At 64.5% G+C, this 16,549-nt stretch carries 20 protein-coding genes; 10 read left to right on the forward strand and 10 right to left on the reverse strand.

Annotated elements, in window-relative coordinates; genetic code table 11:
* Positions 1 to 6 precede the first annotated feature (6 nt).
* The 4 genes from BDW16_RS09005 to BDW16_RS09020 all read left to right on the forward strand — a co-directional run bounded on the left by BDW16_RS09005 (position 7) and on the right by BDW16_RS09020 (position 3,130).
* Complete coding sequence (locus tag BDW16_RS09005) at positions 7 to 1,614, forward strand: phytoene desaturase family protein (protein ID WP_066580817.1); 1,608 nt, start codon at positions 7 to 9, stop codon at positions 1,612 to 1,614.
* 223 nt (positions 1,615 to 1,837) lie between these two features.
* Positions 1,838 to 2,239: a hypothetical protein gene (locus tag BDW16_RS09010; RefSeq protein WP_066580815.1), complete on the forward strand. Its 402-nt coding sequence runs from the start codon at positions 1,838 to 1,840 to the stop codon at positions 2,237 to 2,239.
* A gap of 62 nt (positions 2,240 to 2,301) precedes the next feature.
* Positions 2,302 to 2,634: a DUF1905 domain-containing protein gene (locus tag BDW16_RS09015; protein ID WP_083954415.1), complete on the forward strand. Its 333-nt coding sequence runs from the start codon at positions 2,302 to 2,304 to the stop codon at positions 2,632 to 2,634.
* A gap of 181 nt (positions 2,635 to 2,815) precedes the next feature.
* Positions 2,816 to 3,130, forward strand: a complete 315-nt coding sequence (locus BDW16_RS09020) for a GIY-YIG nuclease family protein (RefSeq protein ID WP_066580814.1) — start codon at positions 2,816 to 2,818, stop codon at positions 3,128 to 3,130.
* Here the strand turns inward: BDW16_RS09020 and BDW16_RS09025 are convergent.
* Genes BDW16_RS09025 through BDW16_RS09045 form a run of 5 tightly spaced genes read right to left on the reverse strand, consistent with a single transcriptional unit; the run spans position 3,087 to position 8,047 of the window.
* On the reverse strand, positions 3,087 to 4,466 hold the full coding sequence (locus tag BDW16_RS09025) for an ATP-binding protein (RefSeq protein WP_083954414.1): 1,380 nt from the start codon (positions 4,464 to 4,466) through the stop codon (positions 3,087 to 3,089). The two genes, BDW16_RS09020 and BDW16_RS09025, sit on opposite strands and share 44 nt — an antisense overlap.
* Positions 4,467 to 4,471: 5 nt before the next feature.
* On the reverse strand, positions 4,472 to 5,524 hold the full coding sequence (locus BDW16_RS09030) for a ribonucleotide-diphosphate reductase subunit beta (protein WP_066580813.1): 1,053 nt from the start codon (positions 5,522 to 5,524) through the stop codon (positions 4,472 to 4,474).
* Between the two features lie 22 nt (positions 5,525 to 5,546).
* The gene (locus BDW16_RS09035; RefSeq protein WP_066580811.1) at positions 5,547 to 5,732 is read right to left on the reverse strand and encodes a hypothetical protein; all 186 of its coding nucleotides are present in this window, start codon (positions 5,730 to 5,732) and stop codon (positions 5,547 to 5,549) included.
* Positions 5,729 to 6,040 carry a hypothetical protein gene (locus BDW16_RS09040; RefSeq protein ID WP_066580809.1) on the reverse strand — a complete coding sequence of 104 codons (312 nt, stop codon included), beginning with the start codon at positions 6,038 to 6,040 and terminating at the stop codon, positions 5,729 to 5,731. The genes BDW16_RS09035 and BDW16_RS09040 overlap by 4 nt, the downstream gene beginning before the upstream one ends.
* Before the next feature lie 60 nt (positions 6,041 to 6,100).
* Entirely contained in the window at positions 6,101 to 8,047 is a 1,947-nt protein-coding gene (locus tag BDW16_RS09045; protein WP_066580807.1) for a ribonucleoside-diphosphate reductase subunit alpha, read from the reverse strand.
* A gap of 489 nt (positions 8,048 to 8,536) precedes the next feature.
* Here BDW16_RS09045 and BDW16_RS09050 point away from each other — a divergent pair, with 489 nt between their 5' ends.
* The 4 genes from BDW16_RS09050 to BDW16_RS09065 all read left to right on the forward strand — a co-directional run bounded on the left by BDW16_RS09050 (position 8,537) and on the right by BDW16_RS09065 (position 11,714).
* Positions 8,537 to 8,878, forward strand: a complete 342-nt coding sequence (locus tag BDW16_RS09050) for a hypothetical protein (RefSeq protein WP_066580803.1) — start codon at positions 8,537 to 8,539, stop codon at positions 8,876 to 8,878.
* A 63-nt stretch (positions 8,879 to 8,941) separates the two neighbouring features.
* A complete protein-coding gene (locus BDW16_RS09055; protein ID WP_066580802.1) occupies positions 8,942 to 10,468 on the forward strand; it encodes a M20/M25/M40 family metallo-hydrolase in 1,527 nt (508 codons plus the stop codon).
* Positions 10,469 to 10,527: 59 nt separating this feature from the next.
* Positions 10,528 to 11,169: a dihydrofolate reductase family protein gene (locus BDW16_RS09060; protein ID WP_066580800.1), complete on the forward strand. Its 642-nt coding sequence runs from the start codon at positions 10,528 to 10,530 to the stop codon at positions 11,167 to 11,169.
* A gap of 218 nt (positions 11,170 to 11,387) precedes the next feature.
* Entirely contained in the window at positions 11,388 to 11,714 is a 327-nt protein-coding gene (locus tag BDW16_RS09065) for a hypothetical protein (RefSeq protein ID WP_066580798.1), read from the forward strand.
* 102 nt (positions 11,715 to 11,816) lie between these two features.
* Here the strand turns inward: BDW16_RS09065 and BDW16_RS21480 are convergent, their stop codons facing one another.
* The gene (locus BDW16_RS21480) at positions 11,817 to 12,305 is read right to left on the reverse strand and encodes a thermonuclease family protein (protein WP_241230562.1); all 489 of its coding nucleotides are present in this window, start codon (positions 12,303 to 12,305) and stop codon (positions 11,817 to 11,819) included.
* Between the two features lie 210 nt (positions 12,306 to 12,515).
* On the opposite strand from BDW16_RS21480, the gene BDW16_RS09075 reads away from it, so the two are divergent.
* On the forward strand, positions 12,516 to 12,725 hold the full coding sequence (locus BDW16_RS09075; RefSeq protein WP_125958843.1) for a hypothetical protein: 210 nt from the start codon (positions 12,516 to 12,518) through the stop codon (positions 12,723 to 12,725).
* 49 nt (positions 12,726 to 12,774) lie between these two features.
* Here BDW16_RS09075 and BDW16_RS09080 read toward each other — a convergent pair whose 3' ends face one another.
* Positions 12,775 to 13,227 (reverse strand): hypothetical protein, encoded by a 453-nt coding sequence (locus BDW16_RS09080; RefSeq protein WP_125958842.1) that lies wholly within the window; start codon positions 13,225 to 13,227, stop codon positions 12,775 to 12,777.
* On the opposite strand from BDW16_RS09080, the gene BDW16_RS09085 reads away from it, so the two are divergent.
* A complete protein-coding gene (locus tag BDW16_RS09085) occupies positions 13,217 to 13,426 on the forward strand; it encodes a SecDF P1 head subdomain-containing protein (protein WP_125958841.1) in 210 nt (69 codons plus the stop codon). The genes BDW16_RS09080 and BDW16_RS09085 overlap by 11 nt on opposite strands.
* A 79-nt stretch (positions 13,427 to 13,505) precedes the next feature.
* Here BDW16_RS09085 and BDW16_RS09090 read toward each other — a convergent pair whose 3' ends face one another.
* Genes BDW16_RS09090 through BDW16_RS09100 form a run of 3 tightly spaced genes read right to left on the reverse strand, consistent with a single transcriptional unit; the run spans position 13,506 to position 16,448 of the window.
* Complete coding sequence (locus BDW16_RS09090) at positions 13,506 to 13,706, reverse strand: hypothetical protein (RefSeq protein ID WP_066580792.1); 201 nt, start codon at positions 13,704 to 13,706, stop codon at positions 13,506 to 13,508.
* A gap of 52 nt (positions 13,707 to 13,758) precedes the next feature.
* Positions 13,759 to 14,379: a DJ-1/PfpI family protein gene (locus BDW16_RS09095; RefSeq protein WP_066580790.1), complete on the reverse strand. Its 621-nt coding sequence runs from the start codon at positions 14,377 to 14,379 to the stop codon at positions 13,759 to 13,761.
* Positions 14,380 to 14,381: 2 nt separating this feature from the next.
* Entirely contained in the window at positions 14,382 to 16,448 is a 2,067-nt protein-coding gene (locus tag BDW16_RS09100) for a S9 family peptidase (protein WP_066580788.1), read from the reverse strand.
* Positions 16,449 to 16,549 lie beyond the last annotated feature (101 nt).

Here is a 16,549-nt window from a genome sequence, read left to right on the forward strand (position 1 = left end):
GCTGAGGTGACCGTCCGCTATGACGCGCTGATCATCGGCGGGGGCCATAACGGCCTCACCTGCGCCTTCTACCTCGCCCGGGCGGGGTTGAAGGTGCGGGTGCTGGAGCGACGCGACGTGGTGGGCGGCGCGGCGGTGACCGAGGAATTCCACCCGGGATTCCGCAATTCGGCGGCGAGCTACACGGTCAGCCTCCTCCAGCCGAAAGTCATCGCCGACATGAAGCTCGCCGAGCGCGGGTATCGCGTGATCGAGCGGCCGGTCAGCAACTTCTTCCCGCTCGAGGACGGGCATCTGACCCTGGGCGGCGGGGCGGCGCGCACGCAAGGCGAGTTCGCGCGCTTCTCCATGAAGGACGCCGCGGCACTGCCCGGATATTCGGACGCGCTGGAGCGGGTCGCGGAGATGCTGCGGAGCATGGCGCTCAAGACCCCGCCCAATGCCGGCGGCGGGGTTGCCGCGCTGCTCGCCGCGGCGGCGCAGGGCCGCGAGCTGGCGAAGATGCCGATCGCCGGGCAGCGCGACGCGCTGGCGCTGTTCGTCCAGTCGGCGCGCGAGTTTCTCGACCAGTGGTTCGAGAACGAGCACATCAAGGCCGCGTTCGCGTTCGACGCGGTGGTCGGAAATTTCGCCGGGCCGAGCGCGCCGGGATCGGCCTATGTGCTGCTGCACCACGTATTCGGCGAGGTGAACGGCAAGAAGGGCGCCTGGGGCCACCCGATCGGCGGGATGGGCGCGATCACCGGGTTCATGGCCGATGCGGCACGCGAGGCCGGGGTCGAGATCAGCCTGGAGGCGCCGGTCGAGCGGGTGCTCGTCGACGGCGGCAAGGTCGCCGGCGTGCGGCTGGCGAGCGGCGAGGAGATCGCGGCGAAGCTGGTCGTGGCCAATGTCGGGCCGGCGCTGCTGTACCGGCAGATGATCGACCCGAGCGACCTGGACGAGGATTTCCGGCGAAGGATCGCGGGGTTCAAGACCGGATCGGGCAGCTTCCGGATGAACGTCGCGCTATCCGAACTGCCCGACTTCACCGTGCTGCCGGGCAAGGACGGGGAGCACCATCGCAGCGGGATCATCATCGCGCCGACCATGGACTATATGGACCGCGCACATGCCGACGCGGTGACCTATGGCTGGTCGAACGCGCCGGTCGTCGAGATGACCATCCCCTCGACCGTCGACGACAGCCTGGCCCCGCCGGGCGCGCATGTCGCCAGCCTGTTCTGCCAGCATTTCGCGCCGGTGCTGCCCAATGGCCGCAGCTGGGACGACGAGCGCGAGGCGGCGGCCGACGACATCATCGACACGATCACCGAACATGCCCCCAATTTCCGCGACTCGATCATCGCCCGGCAGATCCATTCGCCCACCGACCTTGAGCGCAAGTTCGGGCTGGTCGACGGCGACATCTTCCACGGGCGCATGTCGCTGGACCAGCTGTGGGCGGCGCGGCCGGTGCTGGGGCATGGCGATTATCGCGGGCCGATCGCGGGCCTCTATATGTGCGGCGCGGGCACGCATCCGGGCGGCGGCGTGACCGGCGCGCCGGGGCACAATGCGGCGAAGGAAATCCTGCGCGACCGGAGCCTGATCGGGCGCTGGCTGCGGCGCTGATCGTTTCGCCCGCGACTTTATTTCCACCTCCGATGCTGCTAACGGCGGCGCGCTCGTCCGGATTGGCCGGACTCGATTGAGGAGGGCGGACATGTTTAAACTCGTTTCCGCGCTCGCTGAAACGCGGCGACCAGCTACGGCTGTGTAGCCCGCCGGCCCCGAGCGGCCGGCCCCGTTTTCCCGACAATCGACCATCCCGCGCAGCGCGCGGGGGAGCATCGTCATGTATCTGCGCTTCATCGCGCCGGGGTGGGAGGTCCGCCGCGGCGTGGACCGTGGCCTGTTCGGCCCGGCCTATCATCACGCCCGCGACGCGGAGACGCCCGAGGGCATCGCGCGTGCCCTGTGGCACGAGATCCACTGGTTCGAGGACGAGCTGCCGGTGCCGCGGCGTGGCGCCTTCTGGGTACGATCGAAGCGGCGCTGGCGGGCGCACGGCATCTGCTGGTTCCGCGACGACGCGCGCGCGATGATCGCGCACGCCCATGTGCTGGCGGCATTGCTGCACGAGCTGGGCGTGCCGGTGACGCGTCACGTGACGCACCGGCCGGGCACGATCCTGTACCGCGACGACTGGCAGATCGTCGCCAAGCCCGACGCGGCGACCCCGACGCGGTGGCACTGAGCCGCCGCGCCGGGGCATCGCGCGGCTTTCGGGGAGGCGGCGATCGGGCTAGACCCGGTGGCATGACGCATGACGGCGACCCTGTGTTCGAGATCGAGGCCGAGCTGTGGCGCTGGACGCCCGAGCCGCCGGCCAAGGCGAGCTGGTATTTCGTGACGATCACCGGCGAAGCGGCCGACGCGATCCGCGCATTGGGGTATGAGCGGCGCGCGCTGGGCGGAACGCGCGGGTTCGGATCGGTGCGGGTGCGCGCGAGCGTCGACGGGGCGGAGTTCGAGACCTCCGCCTTTCCCCACAAGACCAGCGGCGGATATCTGATCCCGGTCAAGGCCGCGGTGCGCAAGGCCGCCGGGATCAGCGAGGGGGAGACGGTGACGGTCGGGCTGTGGCTGTGACAAGCCGGACAGTCCGCGCAATTGCCTGCAGGTCCACGATGATATGCGCAGTGATCCAGACACAAGACCGGATGACGAAGAATGGTGAGGGGCGTGGCCAAGGGGAGAAACCGCCACTTTGAACTCAACCCGTCACCCCGGCCTTGTGCCGGGGTCCACCGGGCGGCACGCCGTATCGCCGATGAGAGAGCGCCTCCCCTGCGTCTACATCCTCGCCAGCGGGGTTAACGGCACGCTCTATGTCGGCGTGACCTCCAACCTGATCGGCCGGGTGATCCAGCATCGCGAGGGAACGTTCGACGGCTTCACGCGGCGCTATGGCGTGTACCGGCTGGTGTGGTTCGAGGTCGGCGAGAGCATGGAGGCCGCGATCGCGCGGGAGAAGCAGGTCAAGCGCTACCGGCGCAACATCGCAATGCAGCACGCCAACTGCTCAGCATGCCACAATTATCTCAATCCAAGGGGAATTTGCTTCCCTTACGATACCCGGTTTTAGCTTGGGATCTCCCAGGTATACGCTCGATAATCTGCGCGTCCATCATTTTCCGAAATATGTTCTTAACTTTATTCTCAGACCCGATGTAAGTAATGGCGCGAGCGCCAGAATTATTTATCTCATCATTATTCTTAAGAAAATTTATGATTGCCTGCTCTGGTTCAGCTAATTTTTCGTGTCGAAGTGTGACTAAAACCCCAGCCCCCGTCTGACTGACAATCGGATCTTTTAGCTGAAGCTCTCTCATAGCCTCAAATGCCGTATTAAGCCCTTCCCCCACGTCCTTGTTCGGAGCATCAGGAAATTTATTGGCAAGGCGGACGATCTTTTGATTCCTAGCAAATCTCTCGTCAAGAATGTTGCTGACAGTTACATGAGCAGGAAGCGGGCCCGGACTATATATCTCTATCCTATTGTCAAAAATTCTCACATGAACATCGTCATTGATACTGTAATCCCTATGGATAACCGCATTAGTTATTATTTCATGTATCGCATCCCTAGGATACTGAACAGCCTTTAGACCAGAATCCTTCATAACCGGAATCTTTTCTACGATTTCAACGATCTTATCGACAGCGCTTTTAATCAAGGTGACCACTGGGCCTTCAATAGTAGCCGGGAGCCCTTCTAAAGTCGCGCGCGTAGGTTCATCAGATGTGCGATATCTAGAAACCTTGATCGCAGCCTTCGGAAGCACCGCTTGCGGCTCATCATCAAAAAGCACTATCCCGGCTACCGTAGCCTTCCCATCACGTACGATCTTTTGTTTTCGTAGCCATGACACGGGCTCAGCCTGTGGAACAATAGTAGAACTAAAGAGTGCGAAAGTATTCGATTCAGATAGCTCGCCCTCGTCAATGTCAACTTTAGAATCTTCAAAAGAAGATATCCCTTTGTTTAACCGAAGGCGCTCCTGCTTCTCAAATGTATCCTGCCTAAGACTCTGAGCGCCCTTTCTCAGATAAATATCGCCCTGAGAATCCTTCCAAACGTACTGATTCTTGAATATCTCGCACGCTAGTATCAGTCCCTTGCGACCAGAAGAGCGCAAGAATCGGTATGAAAAGCTTTCACCTTGCGGGAAGAGGTCGTGCAGAACCGCAAGGGTGCTGTTCGCATCTTCCTCTACCGAGAATCCGTCCCATCGATCACCAGCAGTGTCGGCATCCTCTATGCCGATATAGACCTCTCCACCCTCGGCATTTGCAAGAGCTGCCACGGTCCGAGATAGCTTTGCGGGAGCAATTCGCTTGGACTTGAAATCGACAAAATGCCCCTCGCTGCGCGATATGACGTCATTTGCCTCGCTCGGGGATATTTCTATGACCTCCATTTAGCTCACTCCGCCGCCACGGTCCCATCGAACAGCCCGCCCTCGCCGGCGCCATCCTCGTTCGCCGCCGGCCCGGCCTTCGCCTTCTGCCGCTTGTCGAACGAATCCCAGACCTCGTTCCAGTTCCCCTTGGTCGCGCCCTTCGAGTACTCGGTCGCGCGGGTCTCGAAGAAGTTGGCGTGCTCGACGCCGTTGAGCAGCGGGGTGAGCCAGGGGAGCGGGTGTTCGTCGATCATGTAGATCGGCTTGAGGCCGAGCTGGTTGAGGCGCCAGTCGGCGATGAAGCGGATATACTTCTTGATCTCCTTGGGCGTCATGCCGGGGACCGGGCCCTGCTCGAACGCCAGGTCGATGAACGCGTCCTCGAGCCGCACGGTCGTCTGGCAGACGTCCATGATGTCGTCCTTCACCGCCTTGGTCAGGCAGTCGCGCTCCTTGACGAAGGCGTGGAACAGGCGGGTGATGCCCTCGCAGTGCAGGCTCTCGTCGCGGACCGACCAGCTGACGATCTGCCCCATCCCCTTCATCTTGTTGAAGCGCGGGAAGTTCATCAGCATCGCGAACGACGCGAAGAGCTGAAGCCCCTCGGTAAAGCCGCCGAACATGGCCAGCGTCTTGGCGATATCCTCGTCATTGTCGACGCCGAACTTCTGGAGATAGTCGTGCTTGTCCTTCATCTCCGAATATTCGAGGAACATGCCGTACTCGCTCTCGGGCATGCCGATCGTGTCGAGCAGGTGGCTGTAGGCGGCGATGTGCACCGTCTCCATGTTGGAGAAGGAGGCGAGCATCATCTTGATCTCGGTCGGCTTGAACACGCGGCCGTATTTCTCGTGGTAGCAATCCTGCACCTCGACGTCCGCCTGGGTGAAGAAGCGGAAGATTTGCGTCAGCAGGTTGCGCTCGTGATCGGTCAGCTTCTGCGCCCAGTCGCGGCAATCCTCGCCCAGCGGCACCTCTTCGGGCAGCCAGTGGATCTGCTGCTGACGCTTCCAGAATTCGAATGCCCAGGGATATTCGAAGGGTTTGTAGGTCTTGCGGGCTTCGAGAAGGGGCATGGGTTCAGTCCTTGGGCGTAGATCAGTTGGAATAGGCGAACACCAGCGCGAAGCCGGTGAGGAAGAGGCAGAGCGCGACCAGCATCATGCCGGCGATGCGCGTGGCGTAGACGCCCTCGGGCGTGGCGGCGCGGCGGCGCAGCAAAGCGAGGCCGGCGACGCCGCTGACGATGCCGATCCCGGCCTGAAGGGCGAGCGCACGGGTCATGAAGGGTCGCGGACCTTCACCACCTTCTCGCGCACCACGACCTTCTTGCCGCGCCACGACCCGACGCCGAACACGACGATGCCGAGGAAGAAGCCGAAATCATACCAGCCGCCATTGTTGGGCACCGCATAGACCGCGACGTCGGGCATGAAGAGCGACAGCACCCAGGCGACCGGGAAGATGAAGCCGTGCCACAGGCCGAGCAGGAAGCCGGGCGCGCCGGGCTCGACCGCGGTCGCGGCCTGCTGCGCGCAGGCGGCGAGCAGGGTGAGGGCCAGCAGCGGGAGGAGGCGGAGGGATCGGGTCATGGGACAGTCTCCATCTGCCTTCTCCCCGCCGGGAAGAAGGCGCTCAGCGCGTGCGGGCGCTTATTGGCAAGCCAGGCACTCGTCATAATCGGTGCTCTCGCCGAGGTTGAACTGCGGCGCGTCGATCGTGTTGTCGGCTTCCACGCCGCCCGCAAAGCCGGCGCGCTGCACCGATTTCGAGCGGAGATAGTAGAGCGACTTGATGCCGAGCTCCCACGCGCGGAAGTGGAGCATCAGGAGGTCCCACTTCTCCACGTCCGCGGGGATGAACAGGTTGAGCGACTGCGCCTGGTCGATGTACGGCGCGCGGTCGCCGGCGAGCTCGAGCAGCCAGCGCTGGTCGATCTCGAAGCTGGTCTTGTAACAGTCCTTCTCTTCCTGGGTCAGGAAGTCGAGATGCTGGACCGAGCCGCCGCGCTCGAGGATCGAGTTCCAGACATTGTCCGAGTTCTTCGACTTCTCGATGAAGATCTTCTCGAGATAGGGGTTCTTGACCGAGAAGCTGCCCGACAGCGTCTTGTGCGTGTAGATATTGGCCGGGATCGGCTCGATGCAGGCAGAGGTGCCGCCGCAGATGATGCTGATCGACGCGGTCGGCGCGATCGCCATCTTGCACGAGAAACGCTCCATCACGCCCATGTCGGCGGCGTCGGGGCACGGCCCGCGCTCGACCGCGAGCTGCATCGAGGCTTCGTCGACCTGCGCCTTGATGTGCTTGAAGATGCGCAGGTTATGCGTCTTGGCCATCGCGCCTTCGAACGGCAGGCCGCGCGCCTGGAGGAAGGAGTGGAAGCCCATCACGCCGAGGCCGACCGAACGCTCGCGCGCCGCCGAATAGGCTGCCTTCTCCATGCCGGGCTCGGCGCGGTCGATATAGTCCTGCAGGACGTTGTCGAGGAAGCGCATCACGTCCTCGATGAACCCCTTCTCGTCCTTCCACTCGTCCCACGTCTCGAGGTTGAGCGAGCTGAGGCAGCAGACCGCGGTGCGCTCGTTGCCGAGATGGTCCTTGCCGGTCGGCAGCGTGATCTCGGAACAGAGGTTCGAGGTCGAGACCTTGAGGCCCAGATCGCGGTGATGCTTGGGCATGTTGTTGTTCACGTGATCGGCGAACACGATGTACGGCTCACCGGTCGCGAGGCGGGTCTCGACCAGCTTCTGGAACAGCGCGCGGGCGTTGACCGTGCCGCGCTCCGACCCGTCCTTGGGCGAGCGCAGCGTCCAGTCCTCACCGTTGCGCACGGCTTCCATGAAGGCGTCGGGGATCAGCACGCCGTGGTGCAGGTTCAGCGCCTTGCGGTTGAAGTCGCCCGAGGGTTTGCGGATCTCGAGGAACTCCTCGATCTCAGGGTGCGAGATGTCGAGATAGCAGGCGGCCGAGCCGCGGCGGAGCGAGCCCTGCGAGATCGCGAGGGTCAGCGAGTCCATCACGCGGACGAAGGGGATGATGCCGCTGGTCTTGCCGTTGAGGCCGACCGGCTCGCCGATGCCGCGGACATTGCCCCAATAGGTGCCGATGCCGCCGCCGCGCGAGGCGAGCCAGACATTCTCGTTCCAGGTGTCGACGATGCCGTTCAAGCTGTCGGGCACCGAATTGAGGAAGCATGAGATCGGCAGACCGCGGCCAGTGCCGCCGTTCGACAGAACGGGGGTGGCGGGCATGAACCACAGACGCGAGATATAGTCGTAGATGCGCTGGGCGTGCGCGGCATCGTCGGCATAGGCCGAGGCGACGCGGACGAACAGGTCCTGGAAATTCTCGCCCGGCAGCAGATAGCGGTCCTTGAGCGTTTCCTTGCCGAATTCGGTGAGCAGCGCGTCACGCGAATGATCGACCTCGACCGGGAAGATGCGCGGGGCGACCGATTTGGTATCGAGCTTCTTCTTGGCCTTGGGCGCAGCCTTTTCGGAATCCTTCTCGGGCTGGGCCTTGGCGTCGGAAATCGCTTCTGCGGTATCGGTCACGGTCTCACTCACGCTTGCTTCCTGCTGTTCCCTGAAGTCCATCGTCGCTCGCCCCTAAACCGTCCAGATCACGACTCGGGGGCATCCGGCGATGGTACCACCGCACGCGCGCGGGCGTGAGAACAAAAGATGTCCATCCGCCCTGCCAGGCACGTAGGAAGCCTTGCCGCGAATATAGGTTCGCGGGCGGCGTTCCACCAGTGCTTGGGCTTGTCCCCCTGTGTGACCACTAGAGATTGTGGCAGATCGGCGTCGGAGGCAAGACCGTAAATGAAAGTTTGAAGACTCGTTTCGTCGCTGATTTGAGTCGGTTCACCGGCGCTCGGCCACGGTTTATCGTACGCGACGCGCGGACCTTCCTCACCTTTTCAAAAGACAAGAGAACGAAGGCGGAACTCACAAATTTTTCATGCACCGATTCATCCACAGGAATCTGGCACAAGATGTTGAGGCTGGCCGGTCAGCTTCGCGAAAGCATGCGCGGTGAATGATCCGGATTCAGGGCCCGATCCGGGCCGGAGGGCCGAATCCATGCGAATCGCATTGCTTGCCGCCATCGCCGCGCTGAGCGCGCCCGCTACAGCGCAAATCCGCGACCCGTCGGGCGGCGTGCGCTGGCCCGCGCCGCGCCCGGCGCTGCCCGGCGTGGCACGCGAGCTGGGCCAGGCCGACCGCAACATCCGCGAGGGACGCGAGAGCGGCCAGCTTTCCAGGCGGGAAGCGCGGCAATTGCGCCGCGAGAGCCGTCAGATCGCCGTGCTGGAGGAACGATATGCGCGCGGCGGGCTTTCCGAATCCGAGCGCGCCGAGCTCGAATCGCGGGTGGCGGCATTGCGTAGCGTCACGGGCGCGAAGCGAAGCGGCAAACGCTAGCGATTGCAGTCCACCCCCGCCCCGCTAGGCTGGCCGCGAAACTGGCCAAGAGGGGATGACAGGATGCACGAGACCAACGGCACGATCGGACGGCGTGCGATGCTCAAGGCCGCGGCAGCAGGCGCAGCGCTCACGGCACCGGGCGCGGCACTTGCCGCCGCCGACACAATGGCGGACGTGAAGAAGGCGATCGCCGCCAACCACGATGCGGCGGTGAAGCGCCTGCAGGACTGGATCCGTCTGCCCTCGATCGCCGCCGAGGACCGCGGCTATCCCGAAGGCCCGGACTATATGAAGCAACTGGCGCTCGACGCCGGCTTCCAGCATGCCGAAATCGTGCCGTCCAAGGGCAAGCCCGGCGTGTTCGCGACGCTCGACGCGGGCGCCAGGAAGACGCTCGGCATCTATTTCATGTACGACGTCAAGCAGTTCGACCCGGCGGAGTGGGAGAACCCGCCGCTGGAGGCGCGGCTGGTCGACAAGCCCGGTTTCGGCAAGGTGGTGATGGGCCGCGGCGCGGTGAACCAGAAGGGGCCGCAGGCGACCTTCCTGGCGGCGCTGCACGCGATGAAGGCGGCGGGGCGCACGCTGCCGGTCAATCTGGTGCTGATCGCCGAGGGCGAGGAGGAGATCGCTTCCCCCAATTTCCACGAGATCGTGACCGCACCGCAGGTCGCAGCCGCGCTCAGGAAGACCGTCGGCGTGATCATCCCGACCGGCTGGCAGAGCCCGACGACGGGCGGGGTGACGCTGGCGCTGGGCGCCAAGGGCGCGGTCGAGTTCGAGCTGACGGTGTCGGGCGAGAAATGGGGCCGCGGCCCCAAGGGCGACATCCATTCGAGCGAGAAGGCGCGCGTCGACAGCCCGCCCTGGCGGCTGGTCGCGGCACTCTCCACCCTCGTCTCAAAGGACGGCAACACCGTCGTCATCGACGGCATCCAGGAGAAGGTCCAGCCGCTGACCGCGCGCCAAAGACAGCTGATCGCCCAGACTGCCGCCAACACGCGCGAGGAGGACGCCAAGAAGCAGCTGGGCGTGTCGCGCTGGATCGACGACATGGGCTGGGAAGAGTCGATGGTGCGGCTGGCGCAAGTGCCGACGGTCAACATCCAGGGGCTGGTCTCGGGCTATATGGGCCCGGGCGGCAAGACCGTGCTGCCGGGCAAGGCGACTGCCAAGATCGAGATGCGGCTGGTGCCCGACATGACCAAGGACGACACGCTCGCCAAGCTGCGCGCGCATCTCGACAAGCGCGGTTTCACCGATGTCGAGATCAACGTGACGGGCGGATACGGCCCGACCCAGACCGATGAGAACAGCGCGCTGATCCGCGCCGAGCTGGCGACGTGTGCGCGGCTGGGCGTGCCGGCGACGCTGCACCCGCGCCTTGCGGGAAGCTGGCCGGGGGTGATCTTCACCGGCCCGCCATTGAATCTGCCCGCCGGCCAGTTCGGCTTCGGCCATGGCAGCGGCGCGCACGCCCCGAACGAGTATTTCGTGATCGAGAGCAGCAACCCCAAGGTGATGGGGATGGACGCGGCCACGTTCGGCTTCGTCGACTTCCTCTATCAGGTCGCCGCGACGGCCTGATCCGGCATGGCGCCCCGCGCGTTGGGACGCGCGCGGCAGCGGACGATGGGAGACTGGCGATGAGCAAAGTGCGCGTAAACGGGTTCAGCATCTCGGCCGACGGCTTTGGCGCGGGACCCGGGCAGAGCCTGGAGAACCCGCTGGGCAGGGGCGCCAACTTCCACGACTGGCTGGTCAGCAGCCGCTACTTCAAGACGATGATCGGTCAGGACGGCGGTGCGGAAGGCATCGACAACGCCTTCGCCGAGCGATCGATGGCCGGGCTCGGCGCATGGGTGATGGGACGCAACATGTTCGGCCCGGTGCGCGGGCCGTGGCCCGACGGCGAATGGAAGGGCTGGTGGGGCGACAACCCGCCCTATCACTGCCCGGTTTACGTGCTGACTCACCATGCCCGCGCGCCGCTGGAGATGGATGGCGGTACCGTGTTCCACTTCGTCACCGAAGGGCCGGACAAGGCGCTGGAACTGGCGCGCGCGGCGGCGGGCGACCGGGACATTCGCATCGGCGGCGGCATCGCAACGGTGCGCCACTATCTGAAAGCGGGCGCGATCGATGAAGCGCATATTGCGATCGCGCCGTCGCTGCTGGGCAAGGGCGAGGCGCTGTTCGCGGGGATCGACCTTCCCGCGCTGGGCTATAGCGTCACCGAGCGCGTACCAGGCGAGCAAGCGCTGCATCTGGTCCTGACGCGCGGTTGAGCCTGCGCCAATTCGGGCGGCATTGTGGCGGCGGGCTGAACCCCAGGTGAAAGGGGTCGTCCGCCGCCATTTTTCGTGACGTTCGGCCCGCCCCTTCCCCGCCACGGCTCATCCCGGCCCGCTCATAGAAACCCGCGGCAGCGTTGGTTTCGAGCGGCAACCGGGCGGTGCGGGCAGCCGTTCCTTTCCCGGTTCATGGCAACATGAGGAGACGAACGATGCGAACCCTGACGCTGACCGCCGCCGCGCTTGCGGTGCTGGCCGTCCCGGCAATGGCGCGCGACCGCGTGAAGCCGGTCTTCGACGACAGCAACAGCCATTATCTGGATTACAAGACGTCGATCAGCGAGGCGAAGCGCGAGCTGCGCAAGGATCTGGCCGACGCCGATGACGAAGCCGACCGCGTCGACGCCTATGCCGAATATGAGGCCGAGCTGGCCGATGCGGAGAAGGATTTCCGCAAGGAGATGGCCGAACGCGGCATCCGCATCCCAGCCGGGCGGGTGAGCGTGGAGACCGAGGTGTCGATGTACACGCCGCGTTGATGTGGCGTCGATCTAGCAAGCTACATGGCCCGGGCCCGCACGGTTCGGGAGGGCGGGAGCAGCCTCCGCGCGGACAGCATTTCGCGGACGCGGCTTCCGCCCTTAGTCGCACCATCCCGCGCGATAGCCTCCGGAATAGGGGCGGGCGAGGCCCTCGGCCACCAGCGTCTCGCCGACGCCGCGGTCGTCGACCGATACCAGCCGCAGCTTTCGGCCGTAGCGGTCGGCATCGCGCCCCACAGTCTCGAGCGAAACCGTTCCCGAATTGAGCAGCGCATGAAGCCGCCGCGTCGCGGCCGCGCCCAGTTCCGCTTCGCGGGCACAGCGAGCGGGATGGGTTTCGGGCGTGTCGATATCGGCAATCCGGATCTTCGCGCCGTTCATCCGGAAGGTGTCGCCATCGACGACGCAGTTGCTGCCCCCGCCGCTATGGCAGAGGGTGAAGCGCGCGATCGGTACCGGGCGGCCGGACAACCCGGCCGACCTGTCCGCCACCGCGCGCGCCTCGCCCGGCACGAGCGGATACGCCGCCCAGCCCAGCCCCCCGGCAATACCGGCCAGCGCGGTCAGGATCAGCGCGGCGCGAGTCAAGCGGCGCGCGCGCGGACGGCGCTCTAAACGAGGGGCATGCCAGGCCCGGCGAGCCCGATCCCGGTGCCAGCGATTGTCGAAATTCATCGCCGCTATCTAGCTGCGAATCCTCGTCAAATCCCTTCGGGACAGCGCGGATGCGGAGCGGCTTGCCGCCATTTCGGAGCAACCGAGGATGCATCCATAACGGAGCGGACTATCCCCAAATCGGTGCGACCAGCCGCTAATGCCGTGCGGGTGAGCGAGCGGATCATCTTTGTATGCGAGGGCTGCGGCACGCCGGGCGTGACGCGCGAGGCATGGGCGGCCTGGGATGTCGACACGCAGGCCTGGGTGCTGGCCGAGATGTTCGACTATGCCTTTTGCCATCGCTGCCACCGGCGGACGCAGCTGGAGCAGCGCAAGGTGGAGGGGGAGTAGGATGGGGGGTGCGGCATTGTCGGTCGCGATCGGCGCCATCCTGCAGGGTTCACCCCCGGATCCGCATCTGCGTGCCCCGGATCGGCTGACCGACACCTTCACGTCGATTGCGATCGACGTTGAGTTCCTTGGCAACTGCCTCGATCAGGGGGACGGCAACCAAACCGATCCGCGTTTTGCACAGCTTGATCGTCGGTACTGGGCCACACGTCGCGAAGTCATCAGAATTTGGGGATCGGCAGAGGGTGATGCCGCAATCTCCGAACATTTCTTTACCGAGGCCTTCTTTCCCGAGAAGCGTCGCCGGTGCCGCAAAGCGCAGGTCCAGACCGCGCTCGACAATGCCACCGCCAAGCTTGGCGAGATTGAGCAGAGCCTCTCGCTGGCCGCTGTGTATCAACGCGCGGGCCTGGGCCGGCGCGTTCCGGCTGTGCCGGGATACGGTGTCGCGGGCAGAGATCGTCACGGCCGAGTGGAACGGCGAACCCGCCTTGCGGATCACGCTGACGGCGAGCAGCCGAAGCGCGCTTTTCGATCTGACCGGGCGCGCTGTGGGGAAGGCTTTGGCGGTGCGCGTCGATGGCCGCATCGTTTTCGAGCCTCATATCAACGAGCCGATTCAGGGCGACACGTTCCATATCCAGGCGACGGATTCGCAAACCCTTGAGCGAGCACAGACGCTCGTCGCGGACATCTGTTAGGGCCTGTCGAAACCTCTCCTACGCCACCCTGGCCCACTGCCAGGGTGGTACTTTTTCGTAATGGGAGGCCGTGGAAGCTTCAGGGCTGTTGCTGATCGGCGCCAAGGTTGCGACGCGCGACATAGAGTCCACCGGCAGCGCCGAGCGCAATGACCGTAATCATCCACTGTCGCGCCTGTTCGGGTGGCGGCAGGATGAGGAAATCCAGTAAGGGCTTCGCCGCCACGAATAATGCGGCGAAGAGTCCCATCTCGACAAGCCGGATCAGGATTTTCTGCATCGCCCGAGACTGACCCACCGGAAGGGCCAGGTCAACGGGAACCGCCTGATGTTCAAGCCGCCTGTGCAGGGACCTGCGCAACGAAGGGACTGACCACGCCAAGCGCGCGGTCCACATACTCCGCCTTTTCACCGACCGGCGCGACATAGTGGATGGCTTCCTCGGCATCCTGTAGCGAGCCCAGCCGCGCGATCATCCATGTCGCGAGATATTGCGAGGCGAGGCAGCCTCCGGCGGTCGCGACATTGCCATGCGCGATGAAGGGTGCGTCGATGACATCGACCCCTGCCTCGATCACCCACGGCTTGGTGGTGAGATCGGTGCAGGCGGGCAGGTCGCCGACCAGGCCGAGCTTGGCGAGGAGCAAGGTGCCCGAACATTGCGCGCCGATCAGCTGGCGCGCGGGATCGAGGCGGATCGCCGACAGCAACGCGGCATCGGTGGCGTGATCGCGGGTGCGGATGCCGCTGCCGATCAGGACGGCATCGGCCTCTTCCAGAAAGTCGAGACCACGCTGGGCGCGGACGGTGACGCCGTTCATCGACGTCACTTCCTCGGCCGGCGAGGTGATGTACGCCGCCCAGCCCTTCGCCCGCATCCGGTTGAGGATCGCGGCGGCGATGAACGAATCGAGTTCGTTATAGCCTTCGAGGGTGAGGACGGCGATCTGCATCGTTACTCCACTTCACTCAAACCAAGCTGCCACAGGACGAAGGCATTCTCTTCCGCCGCCTCGTGCAGGCTTTCCCAGCGGCCCGACTTGCCGCCATGCCCAGCGCCCATATTGGTCTTGAGCAGCAGGACATTGTCGTCGGTCTTGGTCGCGCGCAGCTTCGCCGCCCATTTGGCCGGCTCCCAATAGGTGACGCGCGGATCGTTGAGACCGCCCGAGATGAAGATCGGCGGATAGGCCTGGGGCCTCACATTGTCGTACGGCGAATAGCCGCGGATCAGCTCGAACGCCTCGGCATCGGTGATCGGGTTGCCCCATTCGGGCCATTCGCCCGGGGTGAGCGGCAGCGTATCGTCGAGCATCGTGTTGAGCACGTCGACGAACGGCACGTCGGCGACCACCGCTCCCCACAGGTCGGGATCGGAATTGATCACCGCGCCCATCAGCTCGCCGCCCGCCGATCCGCCCGCGATCGCGAGGCCGCCCTTGTGCGTGAAGCCGCGGTCGATCAGCCCCTTTGCGACGTCGACGAAGTCGTTGAAGGTGTTGGTCCGCTTCTTGAGCTTGCCGTCGAGATACCATTGCTGGCCGAGATCGTCGCCGCCGCGGATATGCGCGATGGCAAAGGCGACGCCGCGATCGAGGAACGACATGCGCGAGGTCGAGAAGCCCGGCGGGATCGCGATGCCGTACGCGCCATAGGCGTAGAGATAGACCTTGCCCGTGCCGTCGCGCGGGAAGTCCCTGGGGTAGACGATCGAGCAGGGAACCTCGGTACCATCGCGGGCGGTGATCTTGAGGCGCTCGGTCGCGTACTTGCTCGCGTCATAGCCCGATGGAATGATCTGGACCTTGCGCACTTCGAGTTCGCCGGTCGCGACGTGATAGTCATAGACGGTGCCGGGCGTGACCATCGATTCATAGCCGATGCGCAGCACGTCCATCGCATATTCGGGATTGTCGCCGAGCGAGGCGACATAGCTCGCCTCGGGGAAGGCGATGCGCTTGCCTTCACCGCCTGAATATTGATGCAGCTCGATCTGATCGAGGCCGTCCTCGCGCCCCTCGACGACGAAGAAATCGGCGAAGGTGGTGACGCCGGTCATGTAGAAATGCGGCGAGGGCGCGATCCGCTCGACCCACTCGCCGGGCGCGTCGATGCTGGCGGTGCACAGCCGGAAATTGGTGTGCGTGTCGTTGGTGTGGATGAAGAGGGTGCCGTCATGCTCCTCGACATCATATTCGCGCCCTTCCTGGCGCGGAGCGACGAGGATCGGCCTGGCGAAGGGATCGTTGGCGGGGAGCAGGCGCACCTCGCTGGTCACGTGATCGCCGGTCGAGATGACGATCCACTTGCGCGACTGGGTCTCGCCGACGCCGACGCGATAGCCCTCATCCTCCTCGTGATAGAGCTCGACGTCCTCCGCGGGATCGCTGCCGAGACGATGGTAGCGGGCATTGTCGGTGCGCCACTGGTCATTGGCGAGGCCGTAGAGAAAGCCGGCATCGTCGGCGGTCCAGACGATGTCGGAAAGCATGCCGGGAATCTCGTCGGGCAGATGCTCGCCCGTCTCGAGGTCCTTGACCCGAACGAGGAAGCGCTCCGAACCGTTGTCGTCATAGGCATAAGCGAGCCAGCGGCCGTTGTTGGAGACCGAGAAGCCGCCGAGACGGAAATATTCCTTGCCCTTGGCCAGCGCCGGTTCGTCGAGGATCAGGGCGTCTTCGCCCCCGGCAACCGGCTTGCGCCACCAGCGGCGATATTCGCCGCCCTGCTCGAAATCGGTCCAGTAGAGCCAGTCGCCGTCCTTCTGGGGGACGGTGGCATCGTCTTCCTTGATGCGGCCGCGCATCTCCGCGAACAGCGTGTCGGCGAGCGGCTTCAGCGGCTTCATCACCGCTTCGTAATAGGCATTCTCTTCCTTGAGATAGGTGAGAACCTCTTCGCTGGTGACATTGGGATAGCCCGGATCGCGCAGCCAGTTCCACGGATCGTCGATCGTCACGCCATGACGTTCGAAGCTGTAGGGACGGGTGGCGGCGACAGGCGGCTTGGGAAGATCGGTCATGGCATGGCTCTAGCCGCTCGCCTTCGTCCAAGTCGAGGCGGCATTGCTCACCGTGCTCTTGCCGCGAACGTAAGCCCCGCGCATCATGACCGAAACGAACA

The organism is Sphingomonas koreensis (assembly GCF_002797435.1).
In the GTDB taxonomy this organism is placed as follows: domain Bacteria; phylum Pseudomonadota; class Alphaproteobacteria; order Sphingomonadales; family Sphingomonadaceae; genus Sphingomonas; species Sphingomonas koreensis.